Below are 21,541 nucleotides of genomic sequence, written 5' to 3' on the forward strand. Positions count from 1 at the left end.
CATGGAAAAAACAATTGCTCTCAGCGCTGTCAATGCAAAAGCAAAAGCATACGTTGAATTAATCAAGTTAAAACTTACGCTTGCGGTTGTTTTTTCTGGTGTGTTTGGCTATTGTCTTGCTGCTGATGAAATAGATTGGTGGAAATTAGCCGTTTTGATAATTGCTTCAATAGCCATTACAGGTGCGGCTAATATTATCAATCAGATTATCGAAAAAGATTCTGACAAAGTCATGAAACGGACGGCGGTTCGGCCGTTACCAACCGGTCGACTATCGGTCAACGAAGCTGCTGTATTTGCCTTTATTTTATTCTGCATTGCCTGTTACCTATTTGCCGAAGTATTTAATATTCGGGCGGCAGCATTGGCCGTATTGTCATTATTGTTGTATGGATTTGTATACACTCCCCTAAAACGGAAAGGGCAGATTGCTGTATTTATTGGCGCTTTGCCAGGTGCCTTTCCGCCAATGATTGGCTGGGTGGCTGCCACCAATCATTTTGGCTGGGCCCCCGGAATCTTATTTGCAATTCAATTTTTCTGGCAGTTTCCTCACTTTTGGGCTATTGGCTGGCTGGCATTTGATGAGTATAAGAAAGCAGGTATTCAGATGATGCCGGGTAGTGGCAAAAATGCCGATACAGCTTTCAGAATAATGATTTATACGTTGTTTCTAGTGCCAGTTGGCTGGTTACCGTATATGCTGGGAATGACAGGCATTAATTCTGCGCTGGTTGCTATGATTGGCGGAATCTTGTTTTTAGCGCAAACGTTTCACTTGATGAGGACCTGTACAGACAAAGCCGCCTTACAGATGATGTTCGGCTCACTGCTGTACCTGCCTATTGTGCAGATTGTTTATCTATTAGACAAAGTTTAAGGATCATGAGTGATTTAGTAAACAACATTACGATCGTAGAAGAACCGGAAGAAACTCTTTCAATGAATCCAAGGAAGTTTATTCTTTGGTTGTTCATTGTGAGTATTATTATGCTCTTTGCCGCTATGACCAGCGCTTATCTGGTTCGTCGGGCTGAAGGAAACTGGCTGGAGTATACGATTCCTGCTATTTTTTCCTACAGCTCAGTCGTATTAGTAATTAGTAGCCTGACTATGCATTGGGCATATATAGCTGCAAAAAAAGATAACTTTGGCAACCTGAAGACAGCGATAACTATTACTTTTGCACTCGGAATGGTGTTTTTATACATGCAATTCCAGGGATGGGTAGAGTTAGTCAATCAAAAAGTCTTTTTTGTTGGCAATCCTGCTGGCTCATTTATGTATATATTCACAGGACTACACGCCTTCCACCTTATTTCGGGGCTGATTGTGCTGGTCTTTTCGTTAGTTGCCGTTTTCAGGCTACGGATTCATGCAAAGAGCTTGAATCAGATTGAAATCGCAGCTACCTATTGGCATTTTTTAGATGTTTTGTGGTTGTATTTGTTTTTCTTTTTAGTCTATTTTCATTGATAATCTTTTAGACGCATGGCGGCTACTGTGACGACTGATACCCTAACGACCGACTCTGACCAGGTGTTCGACAAAAAAACCTGGATGGGTGGTGTTGAGCCAATGAAGGTGAGCTACGGCAAGCTGATGATGTGGTTCTTCCTGATTTCTGATACGTTCACGTTTTCAGCCTTGCTGGTAACGTACGGTCTGATTCGGTATAGCTATCCAGCCTGGGACCCGGCAATTTATGGCGAAGTATTCAAGTTCTCGAACTTATACTGGCCAACCCCCGAAATGGTCTACGCATCAGTTCCATTCCTGCATGGTATTCATGCTCCGCTGGTGTTTGTAGGGATTATGACGTTTATCCTCATCTTTAGTAGTGTTACAATGGTGCTTGCCGTAGAAGCTGGCCACCGGATGGACCGCGCTGATGTGGAGAAATACATGCTATGGACAATTCTGGGGGGACTAACCTTTCTGGGCAGTCAGGCATGGGAATGGTCGCACTTTATCCACGGAACCGAAACCGGTACAACCATTAGTGAGATCGTAAATGGCCAGACAATTCAGCGAACGATCTTTGGGGCTAATCTGGTCGAAAACCAATATGGACCTCCAGCTTTTGCTGACCTGTTCTTCTTTATTACAGGTTTCCATGGCACACACGTATTTAGTGGCGTTGTTCTGAATATCCTGATTTTCTATCGGGCAGCAACAGGCCTGTACGACCGCCGTGGCCACTACGAAATGGTTGAGAAAGTGGGTTTATACTGGCACTTCGTTGACCTTGTTTGGGTATTCGTCTTTACATTCTTTTATCTGGTCTGATATACCACCCTTCTACAATGTCTGATTACACACACGGAACTCATGAGGTGGGCGAAATTCCACCAGCTAATACTGGAGTTATCTGGAGAACGTTCTGGATTCTGCTAGGTATTACAATGATTGAATTTACGCTGGCTTATTTTATGAAGGCTGGTGGGCTTAGAACATCGATCTTCGTTATCATGACGCTGGTGAAAGCGTTCTATATCGTGGGCGAGTTTATGCACCTGAAGCATGAAGTAAAAAGCCTGATCTGGGCAATTGTTGTTCCCGTAATTTTCATCATCTGGTTACTGGTTGCACTATTGACCGAAGGCGGTTCGATTTTTGAATTGCGATAAGTTATGACGGCCACTCAAAAAGCCGGGATCCTGCTTGCTACGCTGCTGGTCCCGGCTTTGCTGTATCTATTTCTGCGGTTTGGTACCGAGAACCATTACGTACTGCCACGTTACTTACCCAAAATCGACTCAACAACCGGCGAGCCGCTGATGAGTAAGGTAAAACTGGCTGATGGCGAGGAAGTCGTGGACACGGTTTTTAACCATATTCCGCCCTTTCAACTGCTCGATCAGAATGGGAAAACGGTTGATCAGTCGATAGTAAAAAATAAGATCTATGTTGCTGATTTCTTTTTTACACGATGCGGAACAATTTGCCCTAAACTATCGTCGCAACTGACCCGTGTTCAGGATATTTTTCGGGACAATCCGAATATTGTCTTTCTGTCGTATACCATCGACCCAGAGCATGACAGACCTGAGCAACTTAGAGAATATGCCCGAAAGTATGAAGCGATTCCGGGTAAATGGTATTTTCTTACCGGAAACAAAGCCGAAATCTACGATTTGGCCTTACATGGCTATTACCTTCCGGCTATCGACAAGAATGTTCAGGATGGCAAGCCAGACGAAACTTTTATCCACAGCCAAAAGTTGGTATTGGTAGATAAACAGGGCATTGTCAGGGGCTTCTATGACGGAACCGACAAAGAAGACGTTGACCGTCTGGTACTTGAAATCCGCGTTTTACTGGATATTTACGGCAAAGAATAATTCTCCTCTCTTATGGAAACATTGCAGCCAGTTCAGGAGCAAAAAGCCAATCGAGTTATTAACATTCTATCATTAGCTATCCCCATAGCAGTAGCAATATTGTTAGGGATTCGTCAAAAAGTTGATCTGGGCAACTGGACTACTTATTTACCGCACATTAATGGCATTATCAACTCCATTACATCGGTTCTGTTGCTGATGGGCTTTTACTTCATCAGGCAAAAAAATATTGAAGCTCATAAACGAATTATGCTGACAGCCTTTGCGCTGGGTTCGCTATTTCTGGTGAGTTATGTGCTTTATCACCTTACCAACGAATCGACCCCGTATGGTGGTCAGGGCTGGATTCGACCGGTCTATTATGTTCTGTTAATCTCCCATATCGTATTGTCGGTAGTTGTGGTCTGGTTTGTGTTGCGCGCTGTTTATTTTGCCATCAGTGGTCAAATCCTGAAGCATAAGCAGACGGTTAAATATGCATTTCCTATTTGGTTATACGTTAGTATTACCGGCGTTATCGTTTATTTGATGATAAAGCCCTATTATATTCATTAACTCAGGTAAGGCCATGAAAAACTGGAAAGTAGGCGTATTGGTGTTGCTATTAATTACTGTAGCACCAGATTTGATGGCTCAGTGTGCCATGTGCCGTGGCACTGTCGAAAGCACTGTTAGTAATGGTCGAAGCGTTGTTGCGTCGCAACTGAACATCGGCATTTTATATCTTTTAATGATACCGTACCTGATTATTGCATCGATCGGCTACTTGTGGTATCGAAACAGCCGACGGGAATATGAAAAACGTCTCGAAATTACAAGCCGCATTAAACGGGCTTTGTCCTAGGTGCAGGCAGGGGAAAGTATTTAAAAAGCCCTTTTATTCGATTAGAGGTTTCGACGATATGTATGAGCATTGCCCCCACTGTGGGCTACGCTACGAAGTTGAACCGGGTTATTTCATTGGGGCAATGTATGTAAGCTATGCCATCTCAGGTGGGGTAGCGTTAATTACGGGCTTCATTCTCTTTTATTTGGCCGGAGATCCTGAAGGTTGGGTGTATGCAAGCGTAATTGCGCCACTAATGGTACTGATTGCTCCGGTGAATTTTCGAATATCCAGAGTAATATGGCTCCATTATGTTGCTGGAATCAAGTATATTAAGGGACTTTAGTAAGTCCCTTTTTTGTTGGGAACTGTTTTGGGAAGCAGAGTAAAAAAAAAGAAAAAAATTTCAGCCAGATGCAACCCACAGCCCATCGATCTGCATCTTGCCTGTGAACCTAAACAAACATGCTTCGACTTATACCGTTTTTTACGACCGAATCGCAGTTGATAGCTGCATTGAAGCGTGGCGAAAGCCGGGCTCACAAAGTCGTGTATGAACGGTTTGCTGGCAAAATGCTGGCAGTATGCACACGCTATTGTGCTAATCGGGCCGATGCCGAAGAAGTTATGCTGGACGGGTTTATGCGTGTTTTCGAAAAAATCGATCAATTTCGGGAAGATGGTAGTTTTGAAGGCTGGATTCGCCGAATCATGGTGACCGAATCACTAATGTTTTTGCGAAAAACGAAGCAGTGGCGACAGGAAATATCTATTGACGAAACAACTGTCGAACCTGATTACGAGTGGGCCGATACGGCCGTAAATGAAAACGATTTACTACGGATTGTAAATCAATTGCCCGACGGCTATCGAACAATCTTTAACCTCTATGCCATAGAAGGCTATGCTCATGCCGAAATTGCGCAAATGCTGGGTATTTCGGAAGGAACATCGAAATCGCAGTTGAGCCGGGCCCGCATTCTCTTACAAACGAGTTTGAAAAAATTGGAACAGGAGCCGGGACGCCGTCTCCAGACCGAAACCTATGAAAAAACCTACCGAAACACCGCCAATCGATGACCTTTTCGCCCGAAAGCTGGGCAATATGTCATTGTCGCCAAGCCCCGATGGTTTTGAGCGATTACAGGCGCGTATGGGGCAAAAGAAACCAGAAGCAAAAGCTATTTTCTGGCGCAATCCTATCCTATATGGTTATGTGGCTGCAGCCGCCTGTATTGCTGTAGTATTTCTGTTTGGATGGCAGTACTGGTCATCGGGCAATAGCAGCCGAATTGGTGGCAATGAAGTTGCCATTACCCGTTCGGGGCATAGTGGCTCGCAAAAGAGCATACCGCATTCGATAAACGAAAAAAACGACCAGCAAATACCCAATGAGGCCGAATTGAACCAGCCTGAATTGGATGTGGCCGATGAAGTAATCAAAGAGCGGCAGGTAGCAGACGTTCCGAAAGAGTCTCCTCAAAATCGATTTGATTCAGTAAAGAAACAACTAAAATCGAGCCGCAATCGGACATTGGAAAACGCCGTCGATAAATCCGATTTGCCAACGCTTGCTCAGAAAACAAAAACACCCGAAGCAGCACCAATTGCACCAGCGTCAATAGTGCCAATTGAGCAACCCGTTATTGCGGTGAATAAACCGGCTCCGGCGGCCGAGCGTGTGCTGGAAGTGACCATTGCTGAACCCGAAGCATTAGCCGAAGCACGTCAGATTGCCAAAACGACAGTCGAAGATAAACCGCTTGTAGCTGCTAATGAAAAGCACGAAAAAGAAACAAAAGCTGGTAATCTCTGGCAACAGGTAAAACGCTTTAAACAGGGAGAAGTTTTTGCCCGAGGAGAGAATACAGAGAATGAGCGGAGCCTGCTCGGGCGCGCTTATAGTGGGTTAAAGCATACTCTGGATAAAGATAAAGCAGCTAAACAAGACTAACATGCTGAAAATAATGGCTTCGATCCTGTTGCTGGCTTCTGTTTCGGGGGCTCAGGCAGCAACTGACTCCCCGGCCGACTCATTGGTAATCCGCTTCGCTAATCGCACGCGAATGGTTATCTACGCGCCGGATAAAGCAGGGATTCAGGCACTGCTCAACTACGATCTGAACAAGATTGTACGAGAAATGAGCATGAAGCTGGATTCGGTTCCTAATGGTAAAACGGCCGTATCCGAGGGGGGAGACCGCTACTTAAAAGATACCGTACTGGTTGTTACGAAAAAAAAAGACGGGATAACAATTGTAATTAATAGTGATAGTGCCCGCACGGATTCAATACGGCATCGGCGCGATTATGAAAAATCGAGCGTTCGGAGAGGCATTAATTCGTGGTCGCGCAGTGTCGATTTTCAGATTGGTTTGAATACGTTTATAAATCAATCGACACTACCGGCCTATCCAACTGATATTTATTCCCTGAAACCGCTCGGATCGCGTTATTTTGCCGTCGCATTTTCGCAACGGCCAACCCTTATCAAAGGAAAGCGGGCACGGCTTAGTCTGTATTATGCCATTGAGGGCTCCTGGAATAATTATATGTTCGATAACAATGTGGTTGCCCGAAAAGGCGCAACCCAACTGGAGTTTGAACAATATCCTGAGCAGTTGAAAAAAAGCAAACTAACCACATTTGCGCTACAAGTTCCGGTTGTGCCGCGGGTGAGTTTTTACAATGCCGCAGGCCGTAAGGTATTTCATTTAGGGGTGGGCGGTTTCATTGGCTACCGACTCGATAGCTACACGAAAATTAAACGCCCCAATAACGATAAAGTACACGATCATGCCAGCTACTACCTGAATGATTTTCGGTATGGTTTAGTAGGACACATTGGTATTGTTCGGACGAGTCTATTTGTAAAATACGATTTGAATCCCGTTTTCCAGACAGGCAAAGGCCCCGACGTGCGGACATTAAGTTTTGGGATTATATTTTAGTCGCGATTTCGAATGTTGGTCAATGGTCATTTGTGATTGGAAAAGCCTAAAAGCCAATCCAATCATAAATGACCATTATCTTTGGGCAAGATCAGCGTTGTAGATGAGTAAAGAAACGATTGCAATCATTGGTTGCGGATGGGTTGGTTTGCCTTTAGCCGAACAGCTCGTGCAAAATGGCTACCGGGTAATTGGCAGCACAACATCAGTCGAAAAAATAGACTTGTTGCAAAAGAAAGCAATAGTGGCTTATCAATTGCAGTTAAATCCTGAACCAATTGGCGATTTGGATGCCCTTCTAGAAGCCAACACGCTTATAATTGATATTCCTCCTAAAGCGGCTCGCCTGGGCAATGATTTTCATCCGCGGCAAATTCGGGCAGTAGCCAATGCTGTCAGGCAATCGCCGATTAGTCATGTTATTTACGTAAGCTCAACATCCGTTTATCCCGAACTAAACCGTGTTCTGGTCGAAGACGATGTTTTCGCTCCCGAACAGTCGGCTTCCCCTGCTATGACAAAGGCGGAGGAGCTTGTTCGGGAACTCTCGCAATCGGTAACCATAGTTCGGTGCGGGGGCTTAATGGGCTACGATCGGATTCCGGGTAAATATGTAGCCGGGAAAACGGTCGATAGTGGAGCCGTGCCGGTTAATTACCTGCATCGCGACGACGCCGTTGGCATCCTGCAAAGGGTTGTTAGGGAAAAGATAAGCGGGGTTTTTAACGCTGTAGCGCCGGAACACCCAAGCCGGGAAGCTATTTACCGAAAAAGCTGTGCTGATTTCGGCTATGCCATGCCTACATTCGTTGAGCCAGACAAGCCGGTCAATTATAAGATTATCAGTTCCGATAAGTTAATCGAGCTAGCCCATTACCAGTTTCTATACCCCAATCCACTTCAGTTCTATTACACCGTATAAAACTTTTTCTTAACGGAGAATGTGCCGCATACGGGTCCAGAAGAAACCACCCGAAGGCTTACTTTTAGCCATTGCTGCCCGATTTAGTGCTGCCAGAAACAAAAAGTAACCCTGAGCATACCAGCTTCGAAAGCGATCGCTAACCTGCAGATCATGATGAGGCAGATAAGCCAGCAGTTGCTCAAGATCAAACCGATCGGCGGCAACACCAACACCAGCCCGTTGCCCATCAATAGCGTTGCAAGCCTGTTCGAAATGATTCGGTTGCGGAATCATAAGGGCAGGTTTACCCAGATAAGCTGCTTCACAAACCGACTCAAAGCCTGCTGTTGTTACGATCGCTTTGCAGCGAGACATAAAATCCAGAAAACGTTTGCCATCAATAGCATGGTAGGTAAGCGTGTCGTCAATAACTTGGTCAGGAACGTTAACTCCAGAATGAAACGCGTCCATTTGTAGAGTTGGATGCTGTTGATGCGCTTTTAGTAGTTCGGTTTTCAGGCCTGGCTGAGTAACGTAGGCTAATAGAAAATCACCGTCGACGGGCTTTAAATCGGTAATTTCCTGCCGGAGCAGTGGCGGAACCACGCGCAACCGCTGACTGGGTTCGTCGGCTTGTTTATCGAACGACAAAGCCAGTAGTTCTTCGGCCCCGAAACACGTTAATCGGGTATTTATTTTAAACGCCTGCCGATAGAACCACTGTTTTTTCGGCCGCTGAAAGTTTGGATGAAACGCAAAATACTGGTGAGCAATACATACCATCGGTACGGTTGGCCGTAGGAGTGCATAGGTTAGGCCACCAAGCATTTCATAGAAATTTACGACAACGTCGGGCCGCTGTTGTCCAATAACATCGCGAACCTGTTTTAAACTGCGCCAGAAAGGTTTTGCGTATCGAATAGCCTGAACGGTTGTTTTAAACGGTTCCAGCTCATTTGTGCCAGCATTATAGACCAGGCCCGGGCTAAAAATGGGGGTGATGGGTGCGGTGAATTTTTCACTGAAAAATGCCGGAACCCCCCGCTCATCCGTGATACCAACCAACGCGCCAATCACATCGTGGCCGGCTGTTTGCAGAATTTGGGCTAGCGACAACGCTTGTGTCAAATGGCCGCGTCCTTCGCCTTGTACTAGAAATAATACGCGCATGATTGTCGGGCTTATTCGGTCTGGAGACTTAATTCGGTATCGATTTGCGTTCCAGTCGTATTGGTCAGAACTTTTTCATCGTCTTCGTCCAGATCCGAGGTATAGTAGAGTAAACTCCAGTTACCATCATGATCTTCAACGAGCGCACTCATCGATTCGACCCAATCGCCTGAATTCATGTAGATAATACCGTCGAAATCGCGAATGGCGGGCTGATGAATATGACCGCAAATAATACCATCGCAATTACGGGCGCGAGCCAGTTCCATTAGTTTTTGCTCATAATCAGAAATGTAGCTGACAGCTTGTTTGATGCGACCTTTAATTTGCTGCGAGAGCGAGTAATAAGGCAAGCCACGCCAGGTTCGGTATTGATTATAGAACTTGTTGACCCAGAGCAGAAACGTGTAACCAAGATCGCCCAGATAGGCCAGCCACTTCATTTGTGAGGTGATGGAATCAAACACATCGCCATGCGTGACATAGAACTTGCTGGAGCCTGATTGCAGTGTGTAATCTTTTCGGATCGAAAAATTCTTACCTACTTTCAAAGGCATAACCTGATCCAGAAAATCATCGTGATTACCCCGCAAATAGATAACTTTTGTATCGTAATGAACGATTTGTTTTAAAACCGTTTTAAAAAAAGCAGTATGTTTCTTCTTCCAGGTACCGTACTGTTTCAGTTGCCAGCCATCAATGATGTCGCCATTCAGGATGAGTTTCTGGCATGAGTAATTTCGCAAAAATTCTGTGGCCTCTTTCGCTTTAGACCCGGCAGTGCCGAGATGAATGTCAGAGAGCACAATTGTGCGGAACTGTGTACTTGATTTCATGGACGAATTTACCTTCCATTTATGAAGTGGGATTTACTTTAATGTTACCAAATTGACAACAATAATGCCTTTGTGCGGCAATTATTCATATTGACTTAATACACTACGACAAATGGAAAATCCAGTGCTGATTTTTGGGGCAGGAAACCTGGGAATGACCGCTTTAGACTTATTTCAACGCAATAATGTTGTTGTTTATGGGCTGCTCGACGACAAAAAGGAGCTACACGGTAAAGAGTTTGGCGATGTATCGGTGTTGGGAGATACGGATGACGATGGCTTTCTGAAACTGATTGGCCATAAGTGCGAAGCTTTCGTGGCCATTAGTGATAGTCGTGTTCGGAAACGATTGGTAAAAATGCTCAACGAACGCCGGAAGGTGCAACCCGTAAATGCGATTCATGATACGGCAGTTGTATCACAAATGGCTACATTGGGGCATGGTAATCTGATTGCAGCCCGAGCCGTCATAAACCCATTTGCCGAACTAGGCCAGCATTGTATTGTTCAGTCGGGAGCTATTATCGAAAGCCAGGCTAAACTAGGCGACTATGTACAGGTCGGAACCGGCAGTTTGATCAGTAGCCACGTGACCATCGAAGAAGGGGCTTTTATTGGCGCAGGAGCCACGATCGTGGCTGGATTGACCATTGGTAAGAATGCCCGCATTGGTGCAGGTTCTGTGGTCATAGAAAGTGTTGGCGCGGGAGAAACCGTATTTGGCAATCCGGCCAAAAAACTGTAGAGACGCGATCTCTCGCGTCTCCTATGATCAGCAGTTAATAGCTATTAATCATCGCTCGCACCTACTAGTATTGCTAACGCCCAGGAGACGCGAGGAATCGCGTCTCTACTCTACATACAAAACTTCGTTAGCCAGAAAATCCTGATAAGTTCGCTCCAGGCCTTCTTTCAGCTCGGTGGCATGTTTCCAGCCCATCGCATGTAATCGCGACACATCCATTAATTTGCGGGGTGTACCGTCGGGCTTTTCGGTATTCCAGCGGAGTTCACCTTCAAAACCAACGGTTTCCTTAACCATCTCGGCCAGTTCGCGAATAGTTACATCCTCGCCAGTTCCGATGTTGACAAACAACTCGTCGTTATACTGTTGCATCAGATAGAAACAGGCATCGGCCAGATCGTCGGCATGGAGAAACTCGCGACGTGGCGAACCCGTGCCCCATACCTCAACCGAAGGCAGATTGTTGATTTTAGCTTCGTGGAATTTCCGGATCAGTGCAGGCAGTACGTGTGAGCCCTGCAAATCGTAGTTATCATTTGGGCCATACAAATTGGTTGGCATAGCCGAAATGAAGTTACACCCATATTGGTTGCGATAAGCTTCACAAAGTTTAATGCCCGTAATTTTGGCAATGGCGTATGGTTCGTTGGTCGGTTCCAGGTAGCCGCTCAACAAATAGTCTTCTTTTAGCGGTTGTGGCGCTAACTTTGGATAAATACACGATGAGCCAAGGAACAACAGCTTCTTAACGCCTGTTTCATAAGCGCTATGAATAATGTTGGCCTCAATCATCAGATTGTCGTACAGGAATTCGGCCCGGTAAATATTGTTGGCCAGGATACCACCAACTTTAGCCGCTGCCAAAAAGACATAATCGGGTTTTTCTTCGGTAAAGAAGTCAATTACGGCGGCCTGATTACGCAAATCTAGTTCAGATGAAGTGCGGGTAATAATGTTTTCGTATCCCTCGGCATGTAATTTGCGAGTAATAGCTGAGCCGACCATCCCCCGGTGTCCGGCAACGTAAATGCGAGCCTGTTTTTCCACGTATTTTGCTTATATAGTGTGTCTGATATTCAGTAAAAGAACGGATAAAATAATAGTACGTAGTGAATCGTTGCAAACTTAACAAACTTAAGACATCAATCGTTTGTCCTGATTATGTCCATGTTATATTTTAAATATTTTCTTGTTGTTGTCATATTTATTGAATCAGGAACATTGTTTGCGCAGGGGAAACCCTCCCAACCTTCGTCGCTGACCACTGCCAGCAAGCCTGTGTTAGCGCCCTCTGGTGCGCCAGAATCTCCATTTGCGTCCGTTCCATCTTCAATGACTACACTTGGTCTACCATCTATGTCGTCATTGAAAGGGCAAAAAGACACCTATATCTCTGAAGTTCAAGACCTGGGTTTGAAAATCAAACAACTAAAAAAGGCTAAATCGGAGAAGAAAGCAAAGAAAAAGACCGCAAAAAATGAATATGAGGGGTTGGCTATGGTTAAAGCTTATACCAAAATAGGCAGTGGCGACCGTACCATTATCGAAGAGTTTCATATTCTGCGGGATAACGATGCCGCTAAACCGTTGCCATATATACGTGATATTTATCGATATTATCAGCGAAGCGGTCGGGTAACGAGTTCGATTATAAGAGACGAAGGCAGCGGCCTTTTACTGCATGGCCCTTACAAACGCTATCAGAATGGAAATCTGATTGAAGAAGGGTATTACTATGCCGGTATGAAAGATGGGCGGTGGGAAAAATATGATTCTCATTTCATTCTTCTGGATAAAACCCGCTGGCAAAAAGGAGTTCCGGCCGAGTCGAGGTTAACCTTCTATGATTCTACGCATCGAAAAATCAAAGAAATTGTTCCGATTGAATATGGTAAAATCAAAGGAACCTACATGGCGTTTTACGAAAACGGATTGCTGGCTGAAGAAGGGAAATACGACAATGGCATCAAGATTGGCCGCTGGACCGAATTTTATCCGATAAGTCCGAGTGGTCGGCGTATGCGTAAAAAACTCATGCAATATGGCCGTGATCAATGGGACACAGAATTCGAACCGTTTGTTATTACCGAGTGGGACGAAAAAGGTAAAGTGACCTATGAGCGATCGAAAGACAAAAAAGTTGTAGACGAAGAGGAGGCTGAAAACTAGAAGTTATTTGAATACGCCTTTTGGATCGGGTCGTTTGACCAGCAGATCGTTCAGGTAATGAAGGTCTAACACCGACATATCGAGCGTTCGGGCCTGATGAAAATACTCCCAGGCTTTATCGTAATCAGCTTTCAGGAAATTTACCAGTGAAAGTTTTTGATATGCTACGGCATTGTCGGGGCTAATCGACAGCGATTTTTGCAGAATTTGTTCTGCTTCTATTAAATCGGTGGTATCTGCTTTATTTTGATAATGTTTGATCTGAACCGTAGCCAGATCAGTCATTAATATAGTATTCGTATCAGCTACGGCCAATCCTCTCTTCAACATCCGAATCGCATCGGGCAGGTTTTCTTTCTGATAGCAAACAACCCCTAGTCCCCAATAGGCATCTGAGTTTTTATTATTGAGCAGCCACGCCAGATTGAACCGATAAGCCGCCGTGTCTAACTGCCCATTTGTGATATAATCCCAGCCACGGGCCGCAAAGAAATCGCTGGCTTCCGACCGGCTTGCAAAATTGCGGTCGCAGTCATTCAGAAAATGAATTTCCAGATCGATTTGTTCGGCGGTTTTAGCGCGTTCGCCAAATAGGGGTAAAATATTTAGAGATTCGAGCGTTTCGGGGGTTGCAGTATCAGTGGTAGGTTCCCTTTTAGAGACGCTCTGTTCTTTACTGGATGCAGCGCTGCCTGCTGGCCGATCGGAGTTGGACCGTACAGACGTAATAAGCTGTTTGGGCTGGGCCGTTACCCATAAAGGCAAGATGACCAAACCCAATTGCACCAGATTCATCCGAACGTTCATACTAACTAACACACTGCTGGTATTACGATAAAACGAATGGGGAATCCAAGTTAGTACATTGTTTTGAAACTACCGACGGTTTCCCCGAGGCCGCGATCGTTTAGCGGAACTTATGGCCGTTCCTGGCTTACGCGTTGAACGGGTAAAATGTCCTCCCGATGACTTAGAGGCTGTTTTTTTGGTGTCGGTTCCACTCGACTTTGACTTTGAACGAGCTTTGCCAGGGCCCATATTTTTCTCTTTTTTTTCGTGAAAGGCTCCCAGAAACGTAGGATCTTCTTTTCGCCGTTGTTCATCTATTTCCCGCAACATGGCCTGCTGCTCATCGAAAGGCGTTTCTGTGATTTCAATTTCAGTAGGTAAGGGTTGGCGAGGAACTGTCATACGAATGATTTTCTCAATCTTCTGCACATGATAATCCTCGGCCATTGTCACAAACGTAATGGCTTCACCGGTTCGGTTGGCTCGACCAGTACGACCAATCCGATGAACATAATCTTCGTAAATCAGCGGTACATCGAAATTGATGACGTGGCTTACTTCGGCCACATCAATACCACGGGCGGCCACATCCGTTGCAACTAATACCTGAATGTTTCCTTCCTTGAAATCATCCATGGCATTGATGCGGGTGTTCTGGCCTTTGTTGGCATGGATAACCCGTACCTTGTTGGGATCTAACACTTTCCGTGCCAGAAACTTATAAATATTTTCGGCGGTGGTTTTGGTTCGGGCAAAGATGATAACGCGCTGAAAGGATTCGCTGCGGATCAAATGTTCGACCAGATTGATTTTGGTACGGAAATTAGGTACTTCATAAATTACCTGATTAACCATATCGGCAGTAGAGGCCTGTGGCGTCACTTCAATCCGAATCGGGGCTTCCAGAAACTCCTCCGAAAGTCGCTCAACCCGCCCGCCAAACGTAGCCGAAAAGAGGAGATTCTGGCGTTTTGTCGGAATCACTTCCAGAATAGATCGGATTTGAGGCATAAACCCCATATCCATCATTTTGTCCGCTTCATCGAGAACCATTGTCCGAATGTCTTTTGTGATTAGCTCACTTATCCGGTAGAGGTCCATAAACCGACCGGGTGTTGCCACCACAAGATCAATTCCTTTACGCAGAGCCTCAATTTGAGTTTTAGGCCCCAGGCCACCGTAGAGGGCAACATAGCGTAGGTCAGTATATTTTGCCAGTTGACCTACCGCTTCAGTAATCTGCATAACCAGCTCTCGGGTTGGGGCAAGAATTAACGCACGGGGAGTTGAGCCCTGAGCGTATTTTATTTTCATGAGTAAGGGCAGCAGATAAGCCGCCGTTTTACCCGTACCGGTTTGGGCAATACCCAGTACATCGTGATTCCCTAAACTGAGAGGAATGGTTTTTTGCTGGATAGGGGTTGGTTCTGTATAGCCAAGATCGGCGACCGCATTTAGTAACTGCCGGTTTAGATCAAATTGCTCGAAAGAAGTTATTTCCATAGAATATAGCTGGCAGCAATATGCTTCCAGTATTAGTCTGTTGCAACAGAGTGGTTAAAAAGACAGTATAGGCTGCCAAAAAAGTTCAGAACTGCTTTAATACGCGCTCCACACCGCTAACGTATCCCGAACCAAACAGATTCACATGTACCAGTAATGGATAAAGGTTATAAATAGAAACGCGCTCATTAAACCCGTCTTCAAGCGGAAACGCTTCATCGTAGGCTTCATAAAACGCTTCGGCAAACCCTCCGAATAATCTGGTAAAGGCCAGATCGGCCTCTCGATAGCCGAAATATACTGCCGGATCTATCAGGGCGGGCCCGCCATTTTCGGTTACGATCACATTGCCCGACCATAAATCGCCGTGGAGCAGGGCCGGGCGTTCGTTTGGCAGTATGCTGGGCAAGTGATTCCGCAACCGAAACAATGCATCATACACCGATTTGGATAGTAATCCTTTATAGAGTGCCATGCCTGCCTGTGGTAATAAGCGCTGCTCGAAAAAGAAATCGATGCCGTTTGTTGTCAGTGAATTGGATTGCGGTAAAGAACCTATATAATTAGCGAAACTCAAGCCAAATTTTGCCTGTGTGTGCGAATGAATCAAGGCCAGCGATTGCCCCAGATTTTCCCAATACGTTCTGTTGGGAGTGCCTGGGTCTATGTATTCCAGAATCAGATAGGATTTATCGGATTGCTGACCATAACCCACTACCTGCGGAATATACAACGCATCTGTTTGCCGGAGAAGGTCGAGACCTCGTGCTTCGGTTTCGAACATATCCTGCCGTTCGGCGTGGTTCCATTTGATGAAAAAAACACCTTCCGACGAAAATACCTGAGCCGCCGTATTAATATCGCCACCCGATAAAAACTGTGTCTCGATCACCTCAACCGGCTGGCCTAAAGCCGAAAACAGAATCGTCTCAAAAAACGAAAGTTGTTCGTCACCCCAAAAATTCATGCGTTATTCGCGTAAGAATAAATCATAACCGAAGCGATTTCATGAAGTAATTGCTGTAAGTTATGAATACTGAAACTTAAATCGTTTATGAACCCACAGATTCAACAGCTATACAATAGTGCTAATAAAACCCAACGACGAATCATTGGTTTGATGTCGGGTACATCGCTCGATGGATTGGATGTTGCGCTTTGCCGGATTACGGGCAGTGGCCCCGATACTGAGGTTGCCCTTGAACGCTTTACAACAGTTTCTTATGAAGACAGCTTTAAGAATGAAATTCGGATGATTTTCGCCAAACGTGAAATCGATTTCGAACAACTTTGTTTATTGAATCCATACATTGGCCAGCTCCACGGTCAGATGATTCTCGATTGTCTGCGTAAGTGGAATATAAAACCCGACGAGGTGGATATTGTTGCCAGTCATGGCCAAACGGTTTATCATGCTCCCAAAAGCCAGCATCGGCGCGATAAGTTCCCAAACGCAACACTTCAGATTGGTGATGGCGATCATGTGGCGGCTACAACTGGTATTATTACGTTTAGCGATTTTCGGCAGAAACACGTGGCATTAGGGGGCGAAGGCGCACCACTGGCCGTATACGGCGACTATTTTATGTTCTCTCAAAAGGGAGAGAATCGTATTCTTCTAAATATGGGCGGAATTGCCAACTTTACCTATTTACCTGCCGATGGAGAGGCTCGTAACGTGTTTACGACCGACACGGGGCCGGGCAATACGCTGTTAGATGCCTATGCTCGCCGTTTTCTGAACAAAGCCTACGACGAAGATGGCAGATTGGCGGCCAGTGGTCAGGTAAGCACAGCGTTGCTCGAAGCCTTGAAAACCAATCCATTTTTTGAGGCTCCTTTTCCCAAAACAACTGGTCCTGAAGTATTCAATCCTGCCTATGTAGAAGCCATGCAGGAAAAAAGCCACACTGCACACTTATCGGCTGCCGACCTGATGGCTACGCTTGTACAGTTTAGTGCCGAAACGATTGCGAGTTCAATCCGGCGAGTTTTGCGGGCTGGCGAAACCTACCGGGTATATATGAGTGGTGGAGGCATGCATAATCCTGTATTGACTAATACGATTCAGGAATTGCTGCCTACCTGTTCGTTTGGCGTAACCGACGAGCTCGGGATCAATGGCGATGCGAAGGAAGCCGTTTTATTTGCTGTTTTGGCAAATGAGAGTCTGGCAGGCGGAACTACGTCGTTTGGCGATCGGCAGGGAGTGCCAACCGTTTCGATGGGAAAAGTTAGTTTTCCGAAATAACGACGAAATAGGGGGAGGATTACATCGTCTCTGCAACCATAACAATAAGCTGAGCTGCTGGTAAAAATAAAATTTGCGCCAGAAAAGTGCCTAGTAAACGCGCAATAACCATCAGAACGACTTGCCGCCGGAAGGATGATTCCCGGTATTTGCCTTCTGTTACCTCGTCGGTTAAAATTGATAAGTAGGGGTCAATAAACAAAAACATTAGAATTGTAGCCAGCCCATTGATAACGGATGATAAGTTGCTTGACGTTGTTCGTAACTCTGGTTTAAGATAGCCTGCGTATAAGGAAGCTAATACACCTACTGTTAATACAGCTACAGCAATTACGTTGAAAGCAAAAACTTTCCATGGAATAGCTTCTTTGCTTTTGATCTGACTGATATTGCCCAAGTCTGGTGTTGTTATACTCGTTCGAATCAGATGGAACCCGGCAGGTGAAAAACCTGCCAGCACCAGGGATGGTATTGATTTATGCCGGGAGAAGTGAATAACAGCGTAAGAAAATAGTCGCTGGAAAGATGGAATAAGAAGTGCTCCTATAAGAGTAGCAAGCGAAGTTGTCCATAATATCCAGTAAAATACACTAATAGGGTCGGGGTTGTGATAATAAATAGTTTTCTCAACTACGTTTGCCAGGATTGGTGCCTGAAAGCCATTCGCTGTTCTTGAAATTAAAACCAGCACGTTGAAGAGGGCAAATGATACGGCAATTTTGCGGGTTCGAATGCCAACGATGCGTATGGAATACGACAAAGTACTTATCAAATTAATCAGAAAAGATAGCGCAAGAACCCAGACGATTTGTGTAGACATATTTGTTCTGGCTAAAATAAATGGAAGTAACTATCAGAGTAAATCTGTACAATTGTACGAGTAATTCACCGTAAAGGAAATGATAGCAATAGATGATTTTATCGATCAGTTTTCAACTGTTTTTAGTTCAGTAAAGGAGCTTGATCCGTGGATGATTACTCAGAACCTACCGGCAACAGTTCAATTAATGATCCGTGATCTTGACGATAGCTACGTTGTGCAGAACGGAATTGCAATTCATAGAACGGCCATTGTTGAAATGGGTGCCGTATTGAAACCGCCGATCATTCTTGCCGAAAACAGCTTCGTTGGCGCCCATGCCTACTTGCGGGGCGGAGTTTATGTTGGATCAGGAAGCCGAATTGGGCCGGGTTGTGAGCTAAAATCAAGTCTGATTTTAGCTCATACGGCAAGCGCTCATTTCAATTTTATTGGCGACAGCATCATTGGCAACAATGTGAATTTTGAGGCTGGTTCGGTAATTGCCAATCACTTCAATGAAAAAAATGGATCAGATAAGCTAATTCGAGTCCGCTATCAAAACACCGCTATCGAAACAAATATGGTAAAATTTGGCGCGTTGGTGGGCGATGGCTCAAGAATTGGTGCCAATGCTGTTTTGTCGCCCGGTACGATTTTACCCAGACAGTCGATCGTTAAGCGACTTGAATTAGTTGATCAGCAGGCCATCAGGCAGTTATCGTAAGCTTAACTTTTCGGCCTGAATACTTTCATGACGGTTTCATCTGTTGTCAGAAACGGCCCGCCAACAAGATCAATGCAATAAGGTATAGCTGGAAAAACCACCGACAAACATTGGCCAATAGCGGTAGGTTTTCCGGGTAAGTTCAGAATAAGTGTCTGATTTCGGATTCCGGCTGTCTGGCGCGATAAAATAGCCGTCGGAACATACTTAAGACTTTCCTGACGCATCAGTTCACCAAATCCGGGAAGCATCTTCTGGCAAACCGCTTCAGTGGCTTCGGGCGTAACATCACGAAGAGCGGGGCCAGTCCCACCGGTAGTTACAACCAGACAGCAATTTTCAGTATCGGCCAGTTCAATCAGGGTTGCTTCCAGTTGATCCTGCTCATCGGGAATGACGCGGTAAACAGGTTCCCATTCACTCGTGAGCCATTCGGTGAGCAGTTTCACAACGGCCTTACCGGGAATATCTTCATAAACCCCTGCACTAGCTCTATCCGAAACGTTGATGATGCCGATTTTGATCATAAGCTTTAAATGAGTGAAGAGTTAAGAGTGAAAAGTGAAGAATAGTTTTGACAGACGCGGAGCTATTCTTCACTCTTAACTCTTCACTAAAAAATCAGGGTTTTTTCCGCTTTAGCGCCAGATCGTGTGCCGTATCGTAGTAGGAGCGGAGATTGCTCCAGTCAAATACTTCGGCAATGCTTTCAACACGATTGCGCTGAGCAATGCGGTCGCGTTGAGCCATCCGAACAAAACGGAACAAAACGCTGGCAAGCTGATCGGCGGCTTCGTTGAAATTCTGTGTTCGGCGATTGATGACGTAGATACCCCGGTTTTCGTAGTCGCGCATGATTTGCATAATGAAATCGCCAAAGCCCGACTGGTCGCTCGTAACGGTTGGAATACCCCGCACAACGCACTCCAACGGAGTGTAGCCCCACGGTTCATAATAGCTTGGAAATACGCCGAGGTGGCAACCACGTACAAATTGGCTATAGTCGAGTCCGAACAACGGATTTGTCGATGCAATAAAATCAGGGTGGTAAACGATTTTAACCCGGTCATACTCATTGTTGACCAGATTCGCCTGCCGAATAAACCGCGTCATGTCGTCTTCCTGAACCAGATTATGCGTCACAAATGGCGGCAGGTGTTTGGTCCGCCAGCTTTGCACGGTACGCCGGAGCCGAAGCCGCCAGTATTCGTCCACGAAACTGTTCAGATCGGGTAATCGGTTTTCTGGGTTCGAAGCAGCCGCCAGAAATAACCGTTCGCCAACCTGTTTTTCGATATTTTCGCAGGTATCCCGAATTTCGTCGAGCAGTGCCCGCGAATGAAGCACATCGGGATTGATAGATGTATAGGGCTGCTTGGTAACCATGAACATCACAACCGTCATGTCCATGTTCGCTTCCCGCATCCGGTAGTTCAGTCGGGCCAGCGCTTCGAGTGTCAGGTCATAGCCTTTGTTGGAGAATTCGAACCGGCCTGATGTGAAGAAGTAAAGCGTTTTTTCCAGATCGAATGAATAACTCTGGAAGAAGTGCCCCATCACAAACTCGTGAATCTTTTCTTTATAGCGGACGTGCAGATTCTGAAACTCGTGTGTAGCCGCAAAGCGGGTAATATTAAGACCGTTCGGGAGGATCAGGTCGGGGTTTCGGCCCAGAAAAACCTCGCACTCGCGTGCTGTTACATCGCTAACCGTTGTGAAAACGTGCGATTGCTGAGCCGCCAATCGCTCAACAGTTGCCTGCGTGTCGATTCCATAATGCTGGGCCTCCCGCTTCCAGTCGAAGAAAGGGAGTTTACCGTAAAACCCGGCTTCGTTCTGAGCCAGGTATCGGCCAAGCATGGTTGCGTGTGTTGTGAAAACAGTAGCAACCTTCACATTGTCGCGCCGTAAATCGGGCAAACCCGTGCTGGCCATCCATTCGTGGAAATGTGCTACAAAATCGACCCGGCGCGAATGGTCTTCGGCCAGGAGCGTAATAAATAGCCGAACCATTTCGCCAAAAGCCAGAGTCTGATTTACCAGTTCTTCGACGTTCAGTGTCGAAAGCTGATAGTTTTCCCAGAGCTGTCCTTTAACATAATTTAGCCGTTCGGGGCCTACGCTGTTAATGTCGAACAAAACAACGCGCGGGCGACCAGTAACGAGCCAATATCCGTATTCGACGGTATAGCCCATCTGGCGCATTTTACGCACGGTTTGCCCGATTTCTGTTTCGTCCGAGTCTGTAATCGGTTCAAATTCAGCGGCAGCTCGTTGTGGGAAATAAGGCCCGAGCGCCACGTAATTGTCATCCCATTTTTCGACCATGGCCGGTACTTTCGACCGGATGACTGTATAGATACCGCCAACCTGGTTACACACTTCCCAGGCAATCTCAAGCAGTAACTTCCGCTTTGATGTTGAAAATACCGATTCCAAATTTACGGGTGGTTTTGGGTATTGTTTATTGGTACAGATTACGGGATTTGCCACTGCAATCAAATACTATAAACAATAAAAGACAAAC

Annotated in this window: 25 protein-coding genes; 16 read left to right on the forward strand and 9 right to left on the reverse strand. The window is 45.7% G+C overall.

What is annotated here, in order from left to right:
- Position 1: 1 nt before the first annotated feature.
- The 12 genes from cyoE to WBJ53_RS01490 all read left to right on the forward strand — a co-directional run bounded on the left by cyoE (position 2) and on the right by WBJ53_RS01490 (position 8,043).
- The gene (cyoE, locus tag WBJ53_RS01435; protein ID WP_338874265.1) at positions 2-880 is read left to right on the forward strand and encodes a heme o synthase; all 879 of its coding nucleotides are present in this window, start codon (positions 2-4) and stop codon (positions 878-880) included.
- 5 nt (positions 881-885) lie between these two features.
- On the forward strand, positions 886-1,476 hold the full coding sequence (locus WBJ53_RS01440) for a cytochrome c oxidase subunit 3 (RefSeq protein ID WP_338874266.1): 591 nt from the start codon (positions 886-888) through the stop codon (positions 1,474-1,476).
- A gap of 15 nt (positions 1,477-1,491) precedes the next feature.
- Positions 1,492-2,289, forward strand: a complete 798-nt coding sequence (locus WBJ53_RS01445; RefSeq protein WP_338874267.1) for a cytochrome c oxidase subunit 3 — start codon at positions 1,492-1,494, stop codon at positions 2,287-2,289.
- A 17-nt stretch (positions 2,290-2,306) separates the two neighbouring features.
- Positions 2,307-2,630 carry a cytochrome C oxidase subunit IV family protein gene (locus WBJ53_RS01450; protein ID WP_338874268.1) on the forward strand — a complete coding sequence of 108 codons (324 nt, stop codon included), beginning with the start codon at positions 2,307-2,309 and terminating at the stop codon, positions 2,628-2,630.
- Between the two features lie 3 nt (positions 2,631-2,633).
- Positions 2,634-3,344, forward strand: a complete 711-nt coding sequence (locus WBJ53_RS01455) for an SCO family protein (protein ID WP_338874269.1) — start codon at positions 2,634-2,636, stop codon at positions 3,342-3,344.
- Positions 3,345-3,356: 12 nt separating this feature from the next.
- Positions 3,357-3,899: a DUF420 domain-containing protein gene (locus WBJ53_RS01460; protein WP_338874270.1), complete on the forward strand. Its 543-nt coding sequence runs from the start codon at positions 3,357-3,359 to the stop codon at positions 3,897-3,899.
- 13 nt (positions 3,900-3,912) lie between these two features.
- Positions 3,913-4,188 carry a hypothetical protein gene (locus tag WBJ53_RS01465; RefSeq protein ID WP_338874271.1) on the forward strand — a complete coding sequence of 92 codons (276 nt, stop codon included), beginning with the start codon at positions 3,913-3,915 and terminating at the stop codon, positions 4,186-4,188.
- Positions 4,139-4,516 (forward strand): DUF983 domain-containing protein, encoded by a 378-nt coding sequence (locus WBJ53_RS01470; protein ID WP_338874272.1) that lies wholly within the window; start codon positions 4,139-4,141, stop codon positions 4,514-4,516. Before WBJ53_RS01465 ends, WBJ53_RS01470 begins: the two co-directional genes overlap by 50 nt.
- 119 nt (positions 4,517-4,635) lie before the next feature.
- The gene (locus WBJ53_RS01475) at positions 4,636-5,250 is read left to right on the forward strand and encodes a sigma-70 family RNA polymerase sigma factor (protein ID WP_338874273.1); all 615 of its coding nucleotides are present in this window, start codon (positions 4,636-4,638) and stop codon (positions 5,248-5,250) included.
- Entirely contained in the window at positions 5,216-6,124 is a 909-nt protein-coding gene (locus WBJ53_RS01480) for a hypothetical protein (protein ID WP_338874274.1), read from the forward strand. Before WBJ53_RS01475 ends, WBJ53_RS01480 begins: the two co-directional genes overlap by 35 nt.
- 1 nt (position 6,125) lies before the next feature.
- Entirely contained in the window at positions 6,126-7,121 is a 996-nt protein-coding gene (locus tag WBJ53_RS01485; protein WP_338874275.1) for an outer membrane beta-barrel protein, read from the forward strand.
- 103 nt (positions 7,122-7,224) lie between these two features.
- Entirely contained in the window at positions 7,225-8,043 is an 819-nt protein-coding gene (locus tag WBJ53_RS01490) for an NAD(P)H-binding protein (protein ID WP_338874276.1), read from the forward strand.
- A gap of 9 nt (positions 8,044-8,052) precedes the next feature.
- On the opposite strand, the gene WBJ53_RS01495 is transcribed toward WBJ53_RS01490, so the two are convergent.
- Both WBJ53_RS01495 and WBJ53_RS01500 read right to left on the reverse strand, forming a co-directional pair.
- The gene (locus tag WBJ53_RS01495) at positions 8,053-9,195 is read right to left on the reverse strand and encodes a glycosyltransferase family protein (protein ID WP_338874277.1); all 1,143 of its coding nucleotides are present in this window, start codon (positions 9,193-9,195) and stop codon (positions 8,053-8,055) included.
- Positions 9,196-9,206: 11 nt separating this feature from the next.
- Positions 9,207-10,031: a UDP-2,3-diacylglucosamine diphosphatase gene (locus WBJ53_RS01500; protein WP_338874278.1), complete on the reverse strand. Its 825-nt coding sequence runs from the start codon at positions 10,029-10,031 to the stop codon at positions 9,207-9,209.
- 112 nt (positions 10,032-10,143) lie between these two features.
- On the opposite strand from WBJ53_RS01500, the gene WBJ53_RS01505 reads away from it, so the two are divergent.
- Positions 10,144-10,776: an acetyltransferase gene (locus tag WBJ53_RS01505; RefSeq protein ID WP_338874279.1), complete on the forward strand. Its 633-nt coding sequence runs from the start codon at positions 10,144-10,146 to the stop codon at positions 10,774-10,776.
- 105 nt (positions 10,777-10,881) lie between these two features.
- Here WBJ53_RS01505 and WBJ53_RS01510 read toward each other — a convergent pair whose 3' ends face one another.
- A complete protein-coding gene (locus tag WBJ53_RS01510; RefSeq protein WP_338874280.1) occupies positions 10,882-11,823 on the reverse strand; it encodes a GDP-L-fucose synthase in 942 nt (313 codons plus the stop codon).
- A gap of 114 nt (positions 11,824-11,937) precedes the next feature.
- On the opposite strand from WBJ53_RS01510, the gene WBJ53_RS01515 reads away from it, so the two are divergent.
- A complete protein-coding gene (locus WBJ53_RS01515; RefSeq protein WP_338874281.1) occupies positions 11,938-12,945 on the forward strand; it encodes a hypothetical protein in 1,008 nt (335 codons plus the stop codon).
- A 3-nt stretch (positions 12,946-12,948) separates the two neighbouring features.
- Here WBJ53_RS01515 and WBJ53_RS01520 read toward each other — a convergent pair whose 3' ends face one another.
- The 3 genes from WBJ53_RS01520 to WBJ53_RS01530 all read right to left on the reverse strand — a co-directional run bounded on the left by WBJ53_RS01520 (position 12,949) and on the right by WBJ53_RS01530 (position 16,204).
- Entirely contained in the window at positions 12,949-13,752 is an 804-nt protein-coding gene (locus WBJ53_RS01520) for a tetratricopeptide repeat protein (protein WP_338874282.1), read from the reverse strand.
- 69 nt (positions 13,753-13,821) lie between these two features.
- Entirely contained in the window at positions 13,822-15,237 is a 1,416-nt protein-coding gene (locus WBJ53_RS01525; protein WP_338874283.1) for a DEAD/DEAH box helicase, read from the reverse strand.
- Between the two features lie 85 nt (positions 15,238-15,322).
- Positions 15,323-16,204: a fructosamine kinase family protein gene (locus WBJ53_RS01530; RefSeq protein WP_338874284.1), complete on the reverse strand. Its 882-nt coding sequence runs from the start codon at positions 16,202-16,204 to the stop codon at positions 15,323-15,325.
- Positions 16,205-16,291: 87 nt separating this feature from the next.
- On the opposite strand from WBJ53_RS01530, the gene WBJ53_RS01535 reads away from it, so the two are divergent.
- On the forward strand, positions 16,292-17,488 hold the full coding sequence (locus tag WBJ53_RS01535; RefSeq protein WP_338874285.1) for an anhydro-N-acetylmuramic acid kinase: 1,197 nt from the start codon (positions 16,292-16,294) through the stop codon (positions 17,486-17,488).
- Positions 17,489-17,507: 19 nt separating this feature from the next.
- Here WBJ53_RS01535 and WBJ53_RS01540 read toward each other — a convergent pair whose 3' ends face one another.
- Positions 17,508-18,308 (reverse strand): lipid II flippase Amj family protein, encoded by an 801-nt coding sequence (locus WBJ53_RS01540; protein WP_338874286.1) that lies wholly within the window; start codon positions 18,306-18,308, stop codon positions 17,508-17,510.
- Between the two features lie 79 nt (positions 18,309-18,387).
- Between WBJ53_RS01540 and WBJ53_RS01545 the strand changes: the two genes are divergently transcribed.
- Positions 18,388-19,014: a DapH/DapD/GlmU-related protein gene (locus WBJ53_RS01545; protein ID WP_338874287.1), complete on the forward strand. Its 627-nt coding sequence runs from the start codon at positions 18,388-18,390 to the stop codon at positions 19,012-19,014.
- A gap of 2 nt (positions 19,015-19,016) precedes the next feature.
- Here the strand turns inward: WBJ53_RS01545 and mog are convergent, their stop codons facing one another.
- Entirely contained in the window at positions 19,017-19,541 is a 525-nt protein-coding gene (gene mog / locus WBJ53_RS01550; protein ID WP_338874288.1) for a molybdopterin adenylyltransferase, read from the reverse strand.
- Positions 19,542-19,635: 94 nt separating this feature from the next.
- Positions 19,636-21,453: a glycosyltransferase gene (locus tag WBJ53_RS01555; RefSeq protein WP_338874289.1), complete on the reverse strand. Its 1,818-nt coding sequence runs from the start codon at positions 21,451-21,453 to the stop codon at positions 19,636-19,638.
- Positions 21,454-21,541: the final 88 nt, after the last annotated feature.

The organism is Spirosoma sp. SC4-14, from assembly GCF_037201965.1.
Classification (GTDB): Bacteria; Bacteroidota; Bacteroidia; order Cytophagales; family Spirosomataceae; genus Spirosoma.